Origin of the sequence: uncultured Methanobrevibacter sp. (genome assembly GCF_902764455.1) — an archaeon.
Taxonomy (GTDB): Archaea; Methanobacteriota; Methanobacteria; order Methanobacteriales; family Methanobacteriaceae; genus Methanocatella.
Window position 1 is genome coordinate 25,387 of record NZ_CACWVY010000008.1, and the last position, 17,745, is coordinate 43,131.

23 protein-coding genes are annotated in these 17,745 nt (G+C 35.3%); 5 read left to right on the forward strand and 18 right to left on the reverse strand.

Translation table 11 applies throughout. The features are described 5' to 3' along the window. Position 1: 1 nt before the first annotated feature. The 8 genes from QZU75_RS03030 to QZU75_RS03065 form a co-directional block, all read right to left on the reverse strand. On the reverse strand, positions 2-1,219 hold the full coding sequence (locus QZU75_RS03030; protein WP_296881476.1) for a glycosyltransferase family 2 protein: 1,218 nt from the start codon (positions 1,217-1,219) through the stop codon (positions 2-4). Between the two features lie 9 nt (positions 1,220-1,228). Continuing rightward, complete coding sequence (locus QZU75_RS03035; protein ID WP_296881477.1) at positions 1,229-2,347, reverse strand: glycosyltransferase; 1,119 nt, start codon at positions 2,345-2,347, stop codon at positions 1,229-1,231. Between the two features lie 4 nt (positions 2,348-2,351). Then, on the reverse strand, positions 2,352-3,251 hold the full coding sequence (locus tag QZU75_RS03040; protein ID WP_296881478.1) for a hypothetical protein: 900 nt from the start codon (positions 3,249-3,251) through the stop codon (positions 2,352-2,354). A gap of 9 nt (positions 3,252-3,260) precedes the next feature. Beyond that, on the reverse strand, positions 3,261-4,382 hold the full coding sequence (locus tag QZU75_RS03045) for a glycosyltransferase family 2 protein (protein ID WP_296881479.1): 1,122 nt from the start codon (positions 4,380-4,382) through the stop codon (positions 3,261-3,263). A gap of 63 nt (positions 4,383-4,445) precedes the next feature. Next, positions 4,446-5,507: a glycosyltransferase family 2 protein gene (locus QZU75_RS03050; protein WP_296881480.1), complete on the reverse strand. Its 1,062-nt coding sequence runs from the start codon at positions 5,505-5,507 to the stop codon at positions 4,446-4,448. A 5-nt stretch (positions 5,508-5,512) separates the two neighbouring features. Continuing rightward, positions 5,513-6,583: a glycosyltransferase gene (locus tag QZU75_RS03055; RefSeq protein WP_296881481.1), complete on the reverse strand. Its 1,071-nt coding sequence runs from the start codon at positions 6,581-6,583 to the stop codon at positions 5,513-5,515. Between the two features lie 38 nt (positions 6,584-6,621). Further along, complete coding sequence (locus QZU75_RS03060) at positions 6,622-7,011, reverse strand: hypothetical protein (protein WP_296881482.1); 390 nt, start codon at positions 7,009-7,011, stop codon at positions 6,622-6,624. A gap of 9 nt (positions 7,012-7,020) precedes the next feature. After that, entirely contained in the window at positions 7,021-7,446 is a 426-nt protein-coding gene (locus QZU75_RS03065; RefSeq protein WP_296881483.1) for a universal stress protein, read from the reverse strand. Between the two features lie 123 nt (positions 7,447-7,569). On the opposite strand from QZU75_RS03065, the gene QZU75_RS03070 reads away from it, so the two are divergent. Together QZU75_RS03070 and QZU75_RS03075 are read left to right on the forward strand one after the other, a co-directional pair. Further along, complete coding sequence (locus tag QZU75_RS03070) at positions 7,570-8,586, forward strand: acyltransferase (protein ID WP_296881484.1); 1,017 nt, start codon at positions 7,570-7,572, stop codon at positions 8,584-8,586. Positions 8,587-8,598: 12 nt separating this feature from the next. After that, positions 8,599-9,279 (forward strand): type II CAAX prenyl endopeptidase Rce1 family protein, encoded by a 681-nt coding sequence (locus QZU75_RS03075; protein WP_296881485.1) that lies wholly within the window; start codon positions 8,599-8,601, stop codon positions 9,277-9,279. A 51-nt stretch (positions 9,280-9,330) separates the two neighbouring features. Here the strand turns inward: QZU75_RS03075 and QZU75_RS03080 are convergent, their stop codons facing one another. After that, complete coding sequence (locus QZU75_RS03080; RefSeq protein ID WP_296881486.1) at positions 9,331-9,870, reverse strand: glutathione peroxidase; 540 nt, start codon at positions 9,868-9,870, stop codon at positions 9,331-9,333. 108 nt (positions 9,871-9,978) lie between these two features. Between QZU75_RS03080 and QZU75_RS03085 the strand changes: the two genes are divergently transcribed. Beyond that, positions 9,979-11,073, forward strand: coding sequence for a cation diffusion facilitator family transporter (locus QZU75_RS03085; RefSeq protein ID WP_296881487.1), 1,095 nt, complete (start codon positions 9,979-9,981; stop codon positions 11,071-11,073). A 48-nt stretch (positions 11,074-11,121) separates the two neighbouring features. Then, positions 11,122-11,478: a hypothetical protein gene (locus QZU75_RS03090; RefSeq protein ID WP_296881488.1), complete on the forward strand. Its 357-nt coding sequence runs from the start codon at positions 11,122-11,124 to the stop codon at positions 11,476-11,478. Positions 11,479-11,502: 24 nt separating this feature from the next. Here the strand turns inward: QZU75_RS03090 and QZU75_RS03095 are convergent, their stop codons facing one another. The 7 genes from QZU75_RS03095 to QZU75_RS03125 form a co-directional block, all read right to left on the reverse strand. Beyond that, a complete protein-coding gene (locus QZU75_RS03095; protein WP_296881489.1) occupies positions 11,503-11,802 on the reverse strand; it encodes a hypothetical protein in 300 nt (99 codons plus the stop codon). Next, positions 11,799-12,089 carry a hypothetical protein gene (locus tag QZU75_RS03100; protein WP_296881490.1) on the reverse strand — a complete coding sequence of 97 codons (291 nt, stop codon included), beginning with the start codon at positions 12,087-12,089 and terminating at the stop codon, positions 11,799-11,801. The genes QZU75_RS03095 and QZU75_RS03100 overlap by 4 nt, the downstream gene beginning before the upstream one ends. Positions 12,090-12,093: 4 nt before the next feature. Continuing rightward, positions 12,094-13,227: a zinc ribbon domain-containing protein gene (locus tag QZU75_RS03105; RefSeq protein ID WP_296881491.1), complete on the reverse strand. Its 1,134-nt coding sequence runs from the start codon at positions 13,225-13,227 to the stop codon at positions 12,094-12,096. After that, entirely contained in the window at positions 13,228-13,563 is a 336-nt protein-coding gene (locus tag QZU75_RS03110; RefSeq protein ID WP_296881492.1) for a hypothetical protein, read from the reverse strand. Between the two features lies 1 nt (position 13,564). Next, positions 13,565-14,221 carry a hypothetical protein gene (locus QZU75_RS03115; protein ID WP_296881493.1) on the reverse strand — a complete coding sequence of 219 codons (657 nt, stop codon included), beginning with the start codon at positions 14,219-14,221 and terminating at the stop codon, positions 13,565-13,567. Between the two features lie 5 nt (positions 14,222-14,226). After that, positions 14,227-15,135, reverse strand: coding sequence for an SseB family protein (locus tag QZU75_RS03120; protein ID WP_296881494.1), 909 nt, complete (start codon positions 15,133-15,135; stop codon positions 14,227-14,229). Positions 15,136-15,209: 74 nt separating this feature from the next. Continuing rightward, positions 15,210-16,151 (reverse strand): SseB family protein, encoded by a 942-nt coding sequence (locus QZU75_RS03125; RefSeq protein ID WP_296881495.1) that lies wholly within the window; start codon positions 16,149-16,151, stop codon positions 15,210-15,212. A 166-nt stretch (positions 16,152-16,317) separates the two neighbouring features. On the opposite strand from QZU75_RS03125, the gene QZU75_RS03130 reads away from it, so the two are divergent. Further along, positions 16,318-16,605, forward strand: a complete 288-nt coding sequence (locus QZU75_RS03130) for a MarR family transcriptional regulator (RefSeq protein WP_296881496.1) — start codon at positions 16,318-16,320, stop codon at positions 16,603-16,605. Here QZU75_RS03130 and QZU75_RS03135 read toward each other — a convergent pair. Both QZU75_RS03135 and QZU75_RS03140 read right to left on the reverse strand, forming a co-directional pair. Beyond that, positions 16,602-17,429: an HIRAN domain-containing protein gene (locus QZU75_RS03135; protein ID WP_296881497.1), complete on the reverse strand. Its 828-nt coding sequence runs from the start codon at positions 17,427-17,429 to the stop codon at positions 16,602-16,604. The genes QZU75_RS03130 and QZU75_RS03135 overlap by 4 nt on opposite strands. Before the next feature lie 7 nt (positions 17,430-17,436). Then, complete coding sequence (locus QZU75_RS03140) at positions 17,437-17,703, reverse strand: winged helix-turn-helix domain-containing protein (protein WP_296881498.1); 267 nt, start codon at positions 17,701-17,703, stop codon at positions 17,437-17,439. Between the last annotated feature and the right edge of the window lie 42 nt (positions 17,704-17,745).

The window sequence follows — 17,745 nt, forward strand, 5'->3', positions numbered from 1 at the left end:
ACTATCTGAGTTTATCCATAACCTTTCTCAGAGGTCTGGTAATTTTCCAGCTGCTTGAAGATTCCAATTCCTTATTCAATTTTTCCGCTTTTTCTATTTTTTTAGCTAGTCTTTCGTTGCTTCTTGCAAGTGAATTGTTTCTTCTAACAGTTGATGTAAATTTGTAATCTTCATAATTTTGTGAATCAAGAACAATGAGAAGTTTTCTCATGTGATTGGCAGTAAGCCTTGAGTTTGTTGATGTGTCTATTTTAAGGATTTCCTCACGGGCCTGACGGTAGAATTCCTCTGAATCCTCAATGTCAATCTTTCTTAGAAGATGATGTATCTTGAAAACATCATATTCCTCTTGGAAATTGTCAAAGTAATGATTGGTATATCCAAATAAATCAATAACTATATCAAATATCTCCAAATCGTTTTCTTTTATTGAATAATTGAGATATTTCATGAATTTAGGCTTGTATTTCTCTGAAGCCTTATACATTCCGGCTTCTTCATATATATCAAAGGTATCCTTATAGTGCTTTGCGTAATGCCTTTTTTTAAGTGAATTGTTGACCTTGAGATATGGCTTTCCGGGTACCGGAAACATATATGCATAAAAGTCTGTTTTGACTCCATAGACTCTGTCGACCTTTGATAAGGCATCTGCCATAAATACCGGATCCTGACCCCTTATCAAATCCTTGAATCTGACGTCATTATCATCCATGAATGACTTTTTAAAGAGGTTTTTATAGAATGCCCATGGAACACCATATTCTTCAGGTGATATTACGCAGTCCTTTGAAAAGCAGTAATAGTTGTCTTCTGCGCAGTTCGGATTGTCAACAAGCCTTCTGTCCTGTGTCATTTTCTTAAGGTTTCCGCTTACGATATCCGCATCGTTTTCAATGGCCTTTTTATAGAGAAGTTCAAGTGAATCGGCATCTACAAATATGTCATCGGCATCAATAAAACCAATGTATTCTCCTTTTGCCTCATCCATACCGTAGTTTCTGGCCTTTCCTGAACCCTGATTGGCCTGTGTGAAAACACGTATACAGTCATGATCTGCTTCAAACTTCCTTAGAAGTTCAAGGGAATTGTCTTCGGAACCGTCATCAACGCAAATGAGCTCAATGTCTTTCATTGTCTGGTTTAAAACGCTCTCAATTGATGTTTTGATGAATTTGCTTCCGTTGTATACGGGCATTATAATAGAAACCTTAACCATAATTATCACTTATTTAAAAATTTTCTTAAAAGCCCTCAGAGGCTTTGTGATTTTCCAGCTTGTGGAATTGACAATTGTATTGTTTTTTGCTTCTACCTGCTTTAACTCTTTTTTGAGTTTATTGTTTTCGATTTCCAGTTCTAGAGCTTCATGCTTTACTTTGAAATCCTCAAAATCCTTTGATTCTATTACTATATTGAATCTCTTTTTGTTTGGAGTGTAGGTGTTTTTCATGAACTCGTCATACCTTTCATGACCTATCATCTTCTGGAAATCCTTTTTCATTTCAGTGTAGAAGTATTCCTTATATTCGTCATGAACCATTCCGTATCTCATGAAGGCCAGCTGTATCTTACGGTTGTAGAGTTTCTTTTTGTACTTGTCCCAGTAGCCGTATTTCATGAAAAGGGAAATGATAATATTGTTGATTGCAAGTGTGCTTGTGTATCTCTGGTCTCCGGCACCTGTTGATGATGCGGAATGTCTTCTTCTTGTATATAAAAACTTGTTGTAAAAGTAAATCCTTTTAGCGTTGAATAAAACTTCCCATGAGAACGGATTGTCATGGAAAATAAGTCCTTCTGCAAATTTAGCCTCGCTTTTTTTAACGAAATCAAGGTTGTAGAACTTGCACCATGGTGTAGGATTGACCTTGAATATGTAATCTCCCAAATCGTCAAAGCCGAATACCTTATCTCCCACAAAATCATGGAGCTCTGTCATGTCATATGGCTCTATATGATAGTATTCGCCTGTATCTTCCGCATAGTTGATTGCCGGGAAAAGGATAAAGTCAAGGTTCTTTTCAGTTGCTATATCATAGAGTTCCTGCAGTGCTGTCAGTTCAATTGAATCATCGGCATCCATACAGTACATGTATTCTCCTGTTGCCTTTGTTATTGCAAGGTTACGGGCGGCTCCTCCACCCTTGTTTTCCTGATGATAAACCTGAATACGATTATCCTCTTTTGCAAACTCATTCAACATTTCAAGTGAACTGTCAACGGAGCCGTCATCAACACATATAAGCTCCAAATCGCTTAGGGTCTGATTCAAAACACAGTCCACCGATTCTTTTAGATAATCTTCACCGTTATAAACAGGCATTATTACTGAAACTTTAGGCATTTTATCACATTGTTCTTTTTATATCTCTTAAAGGTTTTGTCAGTGACCAGCTTTTTGAATTCAAAATGTCCCTGTTCATTTTGTTCAATCTATTTGTCTCCTGTCTGATCCTTCTGTTTTCCATTTCAATTTCGACAATTTCATCCTTTAAATCGATTACATCTAATTTAATATAATAGTAAGGTATATATTTTTTAAACTCATTGAAGTCCTCAGTATATGCAATATCGTCAAAAAACATCTTATTTAAACGTGAAATGCCTACTGTAAAGTCAAGATAAAGAGGATGATATATAATCTGGATAAAATCATCTTTCAGTTTCCAGTATGTTTCCTCCTGCTCGTCTTCAGGAACGGCATCGTAGCAATAAAATAGTTTTTTAAGCTTATAATTGAAAAATCCTTCCTTTAAAGCACCATACATCCTATAGTCTGTTAATTTAGGAAAAATACGGTTGATTTTACTTATCGCCTCATCGATATTGCCCAGAGACTCTTCTTCAAAAACAACATCCGAATCCAAAAATGAAAATCTCACAGCAGATAAAATCACGTCAAAGTTAAAAAGATACATGTCCTTATCAAAAGTGTCCTTTATCAGGCTTTTTTTAATAAGTTTGGATGTAATCTTGAAGTCTGTTTCGAAAATGTCACCTTCAAATCCTTCCAGTTCATATATGCCGATTTCTTCTGTGTCAAGTCCCTGACTGTTTAAAACGACATAGTCAAGGCGATTTTCTTCTGCCTTTTCGTATGCTTCAATGAGCAAATCAGGATATAAATCATCATTGACATTTTTAAAATAAACATAATCTGCATTTGAGCTTTCAAGAGTTTTGACAATTTCAATGTCTGCATTTGAGGATATATCCTCTTTTGGTGCAATGACTGATACTTTAACCATTATATCACTCTACCTTAACTTATGCATAAAAGAGCGGAGGTTTTCTGTAGCCTTCCAGCTTGAGGAGTTCAACAATTCTTCATTCAACTGCTTTGCGTTTTCATATTTCTCCTTGAGTTTTTCCTGCTTTTCAAGCAGTCTGAACTTCTTGAATAAAACATCAAAGTCATGGCGGTTTTCATATTTCAAAACGCCGTCAAAGAGCAATTTCTGAAGAGAGGTCATGTCCTTTTCAATGTATTTTCTGAATTCATCGTCGCTTGCAATTCTCTGGTAGTCCTCCCTTAAATCATCGAGAAACATCTGCTTGTAGAATGGTCTTATATTCATGTACCAGTGGAAGTTGGTCTTGAACTTCTTGATTAAAAGCTCATCTTTAAACTCATCAAATACCCCATACTTAAAGAATGTCTGCCAGATTAAATCGCAGATTTTAATGTAGTTTGCAAAATGCTTTGCACCTGACGTGGTGGATGATGAGGAATACCATCTTCTTTTGAAGAGATGCTTTCTTAGAAATGTAATCCTGTCTGCAGCAAAAAGTGTCTCGAAGAAAAACACGTTATCGTCAAAAACCAGTCCTTCTGGATATATGATAGAGTTTTTCATTACGAATTCTCTGTTGTAGAGCTTGGACCATGGTGTAACTGTAATGTTGAATACATGCTTTTTAATGTCTTTCCAGTTGAATACGGAATCGCCAACATCATCTGCAAGTTCGTTCATACTGTAGTTTTCCGCTTCAACAAGCTTGCCTGTATCCATATAATAGTTTATGGCCTGGAATATTACAAAGTCAACATCCCTTTCTTCTGCAACCTTGTAAGTATCTTCAAGGGCGGTAAGTTCCAGGATATCATCGGAATCCATGAAAAATATGTATTTTCCAGTTGCAAGTTTCATTCCCCTGTTTGTCGCTACCGCATGACCTCCGTTTTCCTGGTCAATAACGGTCATTCTCTTGTCACGTGAAGCATATTCATTTAATATTTCAAGGGATTTGTCTTTGGATCCGTCATTTACACAAATAATTTCAATATCTTCAAGTGTCTGATTGCAGATGCTGTCCAGACATTCACCAAGAAAATCCTCCACATTATAAACAGGAATTACAACTGATACTTTAACCATTAAAAAAACCTCTATTAGTATATAATATATTTTACTAACTATATAAACCTTAAAGAAAAATTGTTATTTTAAAATTCTTTTTAGCCTATATTTAACAAAATTAGGTAAGTTTTTTCGTTTTTTCAACTCCAGATTCTCCCTGGTCAATTCATAATTTCTGATGAGCAAATCAAACTCGCACATTGTCTTTGATGATATGACACTTTCAAAGATGAATCTGTTTTTGTCATCCAAACATTCAACAAATGATTTATCTGAGATATTTGAGAAATCCTCTTTCATTGCATCATAGAAAAGCTTTTTAAATTCCTCATGAATCTCAACATATCTTGTATATATCCAGAAAACCTTTTTGTTGTAGAGGATATGCTTATATTTTTCAAGCTGTGAGTATTTGATAAATAGTTTTATGATGTTGTTTACAACGTTTATTATGTTTACATATCTCTCGTCACCGGCTCCTGTTGATGAGGCGGAGTGTCTGCGTCTTGTATAGTAATAACCGTCAACAAAGGTCATTCTTTTTGCATTGAAAAGCACTTCCCAGAAAAACTGGTTGTCATGAAATATTGAATTTTCCAGAAACTTTGCACCGCTTTTTCTAACGAAATCTGCATTATAAAACTTGCACCATGGTGTGACGCTTATGTCAAATATCAAATCTCCCAGATCATCAAAGCCGAAAATCTTGCCTTCACCGAAGGCCTTAATCTTGGACATGCTGTAGTAAGGAGTTTTGAAAAGTTCTCCTGTATCTTCCGCATAGTTCATGGCTGAAAATATGATAAAATCAAGACTGTCGGCTTCCATTTTTGCTACAAGTTCGCTGAACATTTCACTCTTGACATTATCGTCTGCATCCATGAAATAAAGATATTTACCGGTAATGTGGTTTAATGCAAAGTTACGTGCGGCTCCCCCTCCGCAGTTTTCCTGATGAAAGACCTTAACCCGTGAATCCTTTGCAGCAATTTCGTTTAAAATATCGAGTGAATTGTCTGTTGAGCCGTCATCCACACAGACCAGTTCAATATCAGAGTAGCTTTGGCCTAAAACAGACTGGCAGGCTTCATGCAAATAGTCACCGGCATTATAAACAGGCATTATAACAGATACTTTAACCATAATCATCACCTCAGCTTTGATCCAATCAGTTTTAAAAGGGGTTTGTCCAATAATTCTTTAAGATGTTTGTTTTCAACTTCAAGTTCATAGTTTTTCATGTACAAATCGAATTCCTCATGAGTCTGGGATTTAAGAACGCTTGTAAATATTGTCCTTTGTCTTTCTGTGAGATTTTCAGTGAAATATTTCCGGAAATTCTTATCATCGTCAATCTTTTTGTAGTCATCCTTCATGGCATTAAAGAAAAGCTCTTTAAATTCATCCTGGATGTTTTTATACCAGTAGTATATTGTTCCTATCTTTTTGTCAAAAAGCTCCTTTTTATAATAGTCAAACTCGCCGTATCTGAAAAACACATCCCATATCAGGTTGCAGATATCGATATAGTTTAAAAATCTCTCATCTCCGGCACGTGTTGAAGAGGTCGGATACCATCTTCTTTTAAAGAGATGCTGGCGCAGGAAGGTAATCCTGTCTGCAGCAAAGAGAACATCCCAGAAAAATACATTATCATCAAAAACCAGTCCTTCCGGAAATGTGATATTGTTGTCTTCGATGAATCTGCGGCTGTATAGTTTTGACCATGGAGTGACTGTAATGTCAAATATATGGTCTCTGATGTCTTTATAATTAAAAACTGAATCTCCAACATAATCTGCAAGTGCGTTCATGCTGTAGTTTTCCTCTTCAAGGTATTCGTCCTTGTCCATGTAATAGTTTATTGCCTGGAATATGACAAAGTCAACCTGCTTTTTTTCTGCAAGGCTGTAGGTTTTCTCAAGTGCTGTCAAATCAAGGATATCGTCTGAATCCATTAAAAAAAGATATTCGCCGCTTGCCATCTGCATTCCACGGTTGGTTGCAACAGCATGACCTCCATTTTCCTGGTCAATTACTGTAATTCTTTCGTCTTTTGCGGCATAGTCTTTTAAAATATCCAGTGATTTGTCTTTTGAACCGTCATTGACGCATATTATCTCTATGTCAGTCAATGTCTGATTTGTTATGCTGTCAAGACATTCCCCCAGAAAGTCCTCAACATTATAAACCGGAATAACCACAGATACCTTAACCACAATAAGACCTCAAAAAAAAATAGTGTTATTTTTGATGATTAATTTAAACCATCATTAATAACCAAATTGTCTGTGCTTTTATACGGATGATTGAACATTGTACCATTGTACTGGCAGTGAATGGTATAGTTGCCGTTTTCAAAGGTTTGAAGTTCAACGTGAGCTTCACTTTTTTCATCAGTTTTTACCTGATATTTGTGCGCCCAGCCTGAATCATCCAATATTTTAACATCAATCATTTCATTAGGATATTTATTTCTGTACTCGTCAGTCAGAAGTATATTGACGACATCGCCATTTTTCAGAGTACCGTTGTTTTCAACTTCGATTTTGGTGTTATGGCTGTTTGCAGAAATATATAAAAATGATCCTACAGCTGCAATAATAACAATTACTATAACATATATTGCAAGCTTTTTTGTATCCATATAAATCACCTAATTGTTGTGAATCAGTAAAACATCAATATCAGCTGTCTTAAGAACCTTTTCAGCTACGCTTCCTATTACGAATCTGTGAATTCCACTTTTTCCTGAAGCGGATATTACAATCAAATCGACACCTTCCTCTTCTACAACCTGATTAATGGTTTCTGCTGGAAAACCTGTTCTAACCATTGTTGTAACCTTTATTGAGGAATCGAATTTAGCTTCCATTTTTTTAACAGCTTCTTCGGCTTCTTTTTTCATTCTGGCGTTTAATTTTCTAACTTTGTCTTTGCTTTGAAAAGCACTTGAAGTAATTTTACCTGCTACGGATATAATGATTACTTCACCGTCATCTGCAATCAAATTTGTGACTCTATCAACTTCTTGTTCAGCACAACCTGAACCATCGGTAGGTAATAAAATTTTATTATACATTATCATTGCACCTTTTTATAAATAATTATATTTTGTAACTAATAGTTAATAAGTTTTAATTAAAAATAACTTTAAATATCAAATTTTTCAAATTTAATAATAAATATAACGGAGCAGTGTATTATGTCGGGCAAATATTTGGGCAAACGTATTTTTTATCTGGATGAACTTCGGGCAATAGCAATACTGTGTGTAATCCTCTGTCATACAACAAGGATTTTTACACCGTTTCTCGAGGACCACCTTAAAATTGCCGCAATGGATTTTTTAAATGTTGTAGGAGTTGTAGGTGTCCCAATATTTTTCATGCTGAGCGGTGCACTGCTTTTGAACAGAAATTATGATCTCGGCGAATTTTTCAAAAAAAGATTTACAAGACTTATCTATCCTGCAATATTCTGGATTGCAATTGCTGCACTTGTAGGATATTATTTCTTTGACATGGAAGAAGCAATACGCATAATAACTGCAAATGAAAGATTTACCTGGTTTGTATATGAAATGATTGGATTATACCTGATTACACCTGTCCTCAACGGATTTGTTAAGGAATACAAAATGAAAGGAGTCAAATTCTTCATCATAATCTGGTTTATAACAATTATTCTAAACACAGCAGGCCACTTTCCTTTGGGAAGTCTTGAGCTTTCCTACTTTGCAGGAGATATTGGATACTTTATGCTCGGATACTATCTTGTAAACACCGACTTTAAAATGTCCGATTTAAGCCAGTGCATAATAGGATTCCTTCTGTTTGCCGGATTTACCGTTCTGAATTTCTATCTCAGATTCGCTAAATTCCACATTAACTGCGGATATGAAAGCATATTTGTGGCAATGGCAGGTCTTGGAATATTTCTCATGTTCAAGGGACTTACAAACTACTTTGAAAACAAAAAAGGCGAAACTCACAACAGACTCATAAACGGATTTCTCGGCAATCTGATATTTTGGATAAGTGCCTGCAGCTACGGAATGTATTTTGTAAACAGCATAATCTTTAAGGCAATGCTTAAACTGCATTTAACAGAAGTGAAATACTTCCCGATAATTTACATAGGAGTTACACTCATTTCACTTGCGGTTGTATACCTTATGAGCAGGGTAAGCTTTTTGAAAAAAATCAGCGGAGCAGCATAGAGGTGATTATTCATGTTAAATTTAGATAACGACAGGGATTTTCCTTTCTACAACGAAATACCGAAGATGTCTAAATTAGGCTGGCTTGTACTTTTAATCTGTGTTCCCACAGCATATTTAATCAACAGATTTCAGGGTTTTTTTGGTAATGAAATAATCTGCAGCATAATATTTGCTCTTGTGCTTCTTGTTCCCCTTCTGTATTTTTCAAACTGGAACTATTCACTTTTTTTCCAAAAGCCGACAAAAAATGAGATTATTCTTGCAGTTGCGATGGGTCTTGCATATATTATCTATTCCAGCATATTTACAACTATTTTATATGCAAACAAAATTCCCGATGTTTCAAACATTAATCCGAATATCATTACTCTCATATCCCTGATATTTTTCATGCTGGGTGAAGAACTGATGAAATTCATACCGCTGATGTTCTTTTTAAGGGTATTTTATAAATATAGCTCAAACCGCACACTGTCAGTTATAGCCTCTTCTGCAATTACACTAATCTTTTTCGGCCTTATTCATCTTGAACCTGGAATAAGCATCCTTTCAGTACTTTTGATTCAGGCAGCAGGCTCAATATTTCATCTGTATGCATATCTTAAAACCAAAAACCTGTTTGTATCATATCTTGCCCATCTGATTACTGATATGACAGTAATATCTGCAGTGATGCTTGGATTTTTCTAGTCAAAAAAAAAAGTAAATGATGAAAAATATTATTTTCATCTATAATTTATTTTATAACAGCTCTTTTACTGCTTCCTTAACGTCAGCCAAATCTTCAGTAGGTTCAAACCTTCTTACGACATTTCCCTGACGGTCAACAAGGAATTTAGTGAAATTCCATTTGATGTCATTGTTGTCCTTGTAGTGTCTGTCGGTCATTTTTACGACAAGTTTGAGTTTACCTGCACCTTTACCTGTAAGACCTGTAAAAGGCTGTTCGTTTTTTAAGTATTCAAATAACGGGGATGCATTTTCACCGTTAACGTCTACTTTTTCAAAGATTGTGTATGGAACAAGCCATTTTGATCTGCATACTTCTGTTATTTCTTCTGTTGTACCTGGAGCCTGTTTTCCGAACTGGTTGCAAGGGAAATCCAAGATTTCAAATCCTTGTTCATTGAATTCTGCGTAGATTTCGTTCAGTTCTGTGTATTGTGGTGTGAAACCACATTTGGTTGCTGAATTTACGATCAACAGTACTTTACCTTCATATTGGCTTAAGGAAACAGGGTTTCCTTCACCGTCTTTTACTTCAAAATCGTATACTGTCATGGTTTTTCCTCCACGTTTTTAAAATATAGTATATATTGAACATATTTAAATTTTTTCATGACTAAATTTCAAATAATTTATATTGAAAATTTAACAAATATAGTCAACATGACAAGACAAGAAACAATTGTTAGAACAAGTATAATCGGCATTGTGGTAAATCTCATTCTTGTTGCGTTCAAGGCTGCAGTTGGTATACTTACAAATTCCATTGCAATTACCCTGGATGCCGTAAACAATTTAACTGATGCACTGTCTTCAATAATTACAATTATCGGTGCTAAAATATCAGGAAAGGCACCTGACAAGGAACATCCCTACGGTTACGGAAGAATTGAATATTTCTCATCAGTGATAATTGTAGCTATTGTCCTGTGGGCAGGTTTTACTGCGCTTATGGAATCCTGGCCTAAGATTTTCAATCCTGACGTTACAAATTATACTCCCGTTTCTCTATTTATCATTGCCGTTGCAGTAGCTGTGAAATTCATTTTGGGAAGATATGTAAAAGGTGTCGGAGAGTCAATTAACTCCCAGCCTCTTGTTGCATCCGGAAGTGATGCGTATTTTGATTCAATACTGTCTCTTTCCACTCTGATTGCAGCTATAATCTCACTATTTTTCCACATTTCCCTTGAGGGCATTCTGGGAGTGATAATTTCAATAGTTATTCTCAAGGCAGGTTATGACATGCTTAGAGAAACTGTCGACACCATTATAGGTGCAAGGGCAGAACGTGAAGTATCACAGCAGATTAAAAATTCAATCTGTGAAGTTCCGGGAGTCTATGGCGCATATGACTTGTTTATTCACAACTACGGACCGGAACATCTTCAGGCATCCGTTCATGTAGAGGTCGACGATACATTAACTGCCGTTGACATCCAGAAGCTTACAACACAGCTTCAGCGAAAGATATATGACGAGTTTTCAATTCCCCTTGTTGCTGTTGGAGTATATGCGCGAAACGACAAATACAAGGACATACGAAACGACCTTGATGAGATTGTAGAAAAGTACGATGAAATCATTGAAATTCACGGATTTATCGTATATGAGGAAGAAAAGATTGTTTCATTTGATATCATAGTTGATTTTGATGCCGACAGAAATGCAGTCAAAGAGAAGGTTTTAGATGAAATCAAATCCAAACATCCTGAATTTGACTACATGATGATTGATGACTATGACGTATCCGATTAAATTAATGATTAAATACTAGATAAAACATAGATTTATATAGGTGAATATATGGAAACCAAAAATGTGATTTTAATTGTTATTGCTATTTTGGTAATAGCTCTTGCAGGTCTTGCAGCTTTCATCTATATGAGTGACAGCAATTCACTTAACATTAACAATGCTACAAACCATAACAATACTACAAAAGTTATTAATGTAGATAAAGCAAACAACACTACTGTTGTCGGAGACAATTCCACAAGACTCAACAATACTAACAATACCAATAACACAACTTATAAAGTATACAATCCTCAAAGTGACTCCTATGTTCCTGTCATCGGTGAAAAATACGATGATGAAGTTAACAGATGGTACACTTATGACAGTGATGGTGTAAGATACTATAATACAAGAATTAATTAATTTTAATTCTTCTTTTTTTTATTTTTATTCTTCTTCTAAAAATACAGAATTAATCAGATTGTCCCTGTATGCGGTTTCATCTTTTAAGCTTTCTATATGATGTATTACATTGAGTTTTAAATCTTCCAGCTTTATTCTGGATTCCAAATCGTTAAAATCAACCTGAAAACGTAAAATATACCTGATTTCCATATCATAGTCGTATATTACCCAGGTGGGGCCGTTGATGTCGAGAAGCTGGATAGACCACTCAGACATTATATCTGTGATTTGACGTGTGGTTTCATCAACGTCAAAATCAGCAAAGAAGAGCAATTCTTTCATTGGTAAAAATCCTCAGGTTCTGTTTTAATCTGGTTCATTTCGATTTCTTCCGGATTGAATATGCCGAACATTGTTATTTCACATTTTTTAATTGACATTGGCTGGGACATGTTTTCATTTTCAAGTGAAATGAGACATATGCTTATCCATTCCTCATCTTCTGAAATGTATTTGCATGGCTCAAAGAGCTGAAAACGTGTCATTAATGTTATAAGCAGGTCATCTATTTTGGTATCTTCGTTTTTGCACTGGCGATTAAGCTCTAAAATTCTTTCTTTAATATTCATCTAATTACTCCAAATTAATATTATATTGTTCTAATGTATCGATATTATCCATTGCAACTGCAAATCCGTCATAGAGAATGAATCTGACGGCTCTTGTTAAACCTTCCTTATTTAATAATGTACAGTTTTCAAGTGCAAGATTTTTATAATCCGGCTGGTCCATAATGTCTGATTTGAACTGATTTTTAATGTCTTTAAGTAAATCGGCATTAATGAATGATTCAAGAATATGCTTTATGGCAATTGCAAAGGTATTTCCGATTGTCTTTAGCATTTCTATTTCCTCATCTGCAATATCTATTGAATTTTGAATGTTTAAAAATGATGAGTAGTCCTGAAATCCGTATAATGTAAATCTTCCCTCAACTGTGTGGGCAGCATATTCATCCACCAGCTGGTTTAATGGTGAATATGAAAGAATGAATGTTACAATTGACTCGATTTGACTTGTCTTGTCGCAGTCAAGAATCTGGCATAATGTATGTGAAAGGATTTCCTTGTTTAGAAAATGTGTAAGCTCATGAATCAGAGTTGTAATCTGCAGTACGTCCAGCTGCCTGTCGTCAATATAGATTTTATTGAACTCATAGTATCCGAGTTCAGGTCCGTATGATTTGTATTCCACATTAACAAATGACTTGCAAAAAAGCATTATCTTTTCAAGAACTGACAAATCATCAAGCAGTATGTCATTTTTCTTTATTGTGCGGTCAAGCCTTCTAATGGCAGATCGTCTGATTTTTTCTGAAATGGCATTAATGTCAAAGCTGTTTATGTTGATTTTTTCGAGGTTTTCAAAGGTTAAAATTTCATTAAAATCATCATAGTGATTATTACCCTTAATGCGAAATTTCGGATTTAACTGAATCTGATTTATATCGACATCCTTAATATCCTTAAGTGCAACTCCGCAGTCAAGACAGAAATTTTCCTCACTCGGATATTTCTTATGGCATTTCGGACAGAATTTTGAAGGAATGAAAGTATCCTCAATGGCTTTACTATAAAAACAAGGTTCGTAATCAGCCATCATATTCATTTTAAGCTCATTAGCATCATTATTATATAAGACAGAGTTAATCAGAACTTCCTTGTCAATATCAGCATATGTAAATTTTGATAGAGATTTATAATCCACTTAAATCACCCTCACTAATAAAAAACTAACAATCCAAACAACTGCAGCTAATGCGATAATTACGATTCCGTATGTCTTTGCTTTTTCGCTGTCTTTACGGGTAATGAGATATATTCCGAAAATCGCACCAATAAGAGGACTGATAAATGCAAATATCACTCCGAGAACTGTTGCAAGAGTATGGCTTTTTTCGAATACCTGCGGAGTATAGGTAGTATGTACGGCATTATCTCCTTCGGGAGGAATATTTCTGCCTGACAAATCAAATCCGCAGTTTTTGCAGAATTTTGCCTCATCAACCAGTTTTTCACCGTAGCTTGGACAGTATTTAGACATTTTATACCTCCCTGAATACCCTTTCAAGCAGGTGTTCTTCTGATTTGTAAAAGTCAAGCTGGAGTTCTGTTTGAAGATATCCCGGTGCGTTTAGAAGTTCCATCATTGACTTCCATGGCCCGTAAACTTTTTCGCCGCCTTCAGCTATGCATCGCTCCAGTGCAATCGGCAAAGTTCCCATTACTGAGTCTGGAAGTATAACTGTAGAGCTATCAAAACTTTGATTATTATTGTACAATTCATTTGCTACAAGTTCCGCCAAATAATAATCAACAGGATCACTTGAACTATCTAAATTATCGATGATTGTTTCATTATTTTTAATGGATATCTTGAAGAGGTTTTCACCTTCCATAAAGTAGACCTCACCCACATCAAGAGGCTGTGCAAAATGGGGGTTGTCGGTTTCAAAGTTTAAAACAGGTTCCTCTAAAAGTTCTTCAGAGCCGTCATCATATGAAAGGGTTGAAAAGTCAAAAGGATTTTCCGGATAAGGCTTCATCATTTGTTTAACCTCATTGGAAACAGTTTCCTTCAGGTCTTCCTCTCCGGCAATCTTTTTTAAAAGTCGGATTATTTCCCGGTTCTGCTCTTCAATGTTCTTGTTGATTTTTATTAGTTCAGACAATTCGGACATGATTATACCTTTTGTTTTCATTAATATTATAAGTTGATGTCAAATAAGTAATAGATTGACTCGCACAGACCAGGGTCATTTGCAAATTTTTCAAAACCCAGGGAGTATCTCAAAAGCATCTGCCTTGATATGAGGACATTGTCGCTTTCGGGGTTTAAAATTATTCCGTCCATGTCTTCTGTAAGGACAAAATTCACAAGTGTTGCAAGATTTACAAGCTGCGAGTATTTGAATTTGGATGTATTTACACTGGCCATTTTATCTGCGGATGAAAATATGGTTGCATACTTTCCCCCTACCCTGTCTGTGTGCATGCTTGCAAGAGGGCCAGTCTCTTTCTGGTCGATTATTCCGTCTTTCATATACTCTGTGAGGTCATAATCAGCAAGCATCAGTGTAAGTATATGTGAATTTGAAAGCTTTTCAAAAAGCATCTCATATTCTCCAATGTTTAGAGGATCTTCAATAAAACTTTCAAGCTCCTTATTGTCAATGTTTTTAACAATTTCCTTAAGTTCTTGCGGAGTATATGGGTTGTTTGAATAGAAGCTAGTTTTTGGAATATTTTTGATGCTCAGGATAAATTCCTTTTTAAACAGATACTTTTCAGAAGCAGGATTAAGAATATAGCCTTCTATTTTTGAAGTTTTCAGTATATTCTGGTAAAGCTCGAAGGAGTTGTTTAAAACTTCAATGTCTTCGTCCCTGAAGAATTTTCTGAATTCGTCCAGGTCTGTAAAAAGAGGAGTTATCTTTCCGTATTCATCATCATATATGATGAAGTTAAGAGTATTGTTCTCTCTTTTTGCCGGAATATATAAATTTGAATACCTGAATTCATTAATCAGTCTTGTAAGCAAGTCTTCGGTGATTTCGTTATTGTTTGAATAGATATCTTCAATAACCAATCTTAAATGTTCGTGTGTTATCATCATATTAAATATATGTCTTTTTGCACTTAAAAAATTATATTCAAAAAAATAAGATTGAGGAATGGATTAACCATTACCTAAATTAAAAATGCATAGTCAAGGGAGTCCCTGAATCTGCCGTCTTCTGCTATGAGTTCAATTCCCCTTGCCTGTGAGAGAATCTCTTCTCTTAAAATATAGTATTCAAGGGAATTCGGATTTATGACAATACCGTCCATGTCATTTCTCAGGACAAATTCAAACAGGTCAGTGAGAACTGTAATCTGTCCGTAAAAGTTGGCTTCACTGTCTTTTAGGGTTTCGGCCATTTCCTCTTTGGAGGTAAAAATCATTGCCATATGAATCGGATCATCATCAATGACAAAGAGACTGAATCCGTCGACATCTGATGATTCGATTATGCCGTCTTGTGCAAACTCATCAAGAGGTTCATCGCTTATGACTGCATTTAAAAGGTGTGAATTTGAAAGCTCCACCATAAGAGGTTCCAAATTATCATGGTCAGCGTCATTTTTCAAAAATGAAACAAACTCCTCATTTCCAGGATTTTCGAAAATCTCTTTGAGTTCCTCTTTGGAGCATGCATCCTCATCATCATCTGAAAATGATACAGGACTGCCGGTTGGAATTTCAGCAAGGAAATCCTTATCAAAAGGTATGCACATTCCTTCCAGGTCAATGATAATTCCGTCAACACCGCTTTCTTTTACAATTTCCAGATAAAGTTCAAAGTTATTGTCCAGAGGTTCAAACTCACTGTCATCACCCTGATGCTTTTCAAACTCCTCAACGTTTGTAAAGAGAGGAAGGTATGTTGAATCATCATCTTCGAAAACTACATTTTCGAATACTAATTCATCTTCTTTTTCAACAGCAGGTATCAGCAAATTGGAAACTCGCAATTCTCCAATGAGATTAAGTAAAAGTTCCATAGGAATTTCTTCATTATCATCCAAATAGAGTTTTGCATGTTCCAATGTGTATGTTAAATGTTTATTTTTTATAAGCATTACGTCCATGGAAAACCTTCTTTACATTTTGTTGTTATAATATATGTTCTCATATATTATAAAAGTTAATGGTTATAGTTTGTTGATAAGCAGTATTAAACCGTTAATACACAAAAAATAGCAAATTAATATTCAATAAATAAAAATGTCTTATAGTTAAAATAAAGAATTATCTATGTCCCATGAAGATAATGAAAAAGAAATATGGTCAATGATAGGATTTGTGAAAGTTTCACCCACACGATACAAAACATTAAAGGCATTGGAAAAGGAATTTCTCATACCTACCGAAATCGCACAAAATTCAGGCCTAAGAATAACACAGGTGTCAAATGCACTTCATGATTTAAAGGAGAAAAATCTCGTATTCTGTGAAAATGAAGAAGCAAAAAGAGGCCGAATATACAAAAATACTGAAATGGGCATGAAAGTTCTTCAAAAAATTGATGACAACACTTATTAAACAATTTTGGCAATTATATATTCATAAAGATATAAAAACATCACCACAGCTTTTTTAGGAGCACTCTTTCTGATTTCACTGGCGCTTTTAACACCTTCAATCATCGTATGAGGACTGTTTGCAACATAACCTATCGTCATTCCATTTGCCTCGACTCTTATTGCATCGCTGTCATGTTCGTTGTCATCTTCAGGGATTAAATCAACTTCAAGACCTTCTCTAATCAAATCAAAGCTCTGGTAAAACTGAGTTCCGGTAATGCAAATGAGAGTGTCTTCTGTTGTTTTGATATATTGTGTGTGTTCGTCAAGCACTGCAATCTCATCCTGGAGATTTTCCGCTATCATATAACATTTTTTGGATTCAAGCTTGTCTCCAAGACAGTCCAGTATGCTTCCCTTGAGATACCAGAACTTTTCCATATCCAAATCCTGTGAGATATATGCAGTGCTTTCGATTGCTTCTGTTATGATTTCAAGTGCCTTATTTTTATCGTTGAGTGAATTTGCCCAGGCATAAAGCATGTTGATTTTATTTAAAAGAACATCCTCGCTGAATTCCATTTCAAGTGATTTGTCAAATGCTTCCAGTGACTGTCTGTATTTGTAGAGCTTTTGTAAAATAAGTCCTTTGGTGTTGTAGTAGTCCGGTTTTGAATTGTCCTTTTCAATGGCAAGACTGATTAGTGTAAGGGCTTCCTTGTCTCTTCTTTTTTGGTGTAATTTTAAAGCTTCTTGGCTGAATATGTCTGCACGTGTGAGTTTTTGTGTTTTTTGGGGTTTTGTCCATCCATCAAGAGTTTCTCTGTCTTTCTGGACTGTCATTTAATCACTACTCTTTGTCTATATAATCGGCTATTTCTCTTCCGACATCTGTCAGGCGGTAAATCCTGTTTTTTCTGTTTTGTTCATTAATGCATTCTGCAACTTCACATTCCTTGAGCTGCTTTAGGACATGGGAAATGTGATTTACTCTGATTCCTGCATCCCTTGCGATTACAGTCGGAGTTTTATCCTCATCCTTAAGAGTCTTTACGACCCTGGCCCGGTATGATGATATGTTTACATATGCATATTTTTTCAATGTTTCATCATCCATGATATCACATGTTAATATCTTGTTTATAATGTTAAAATATTT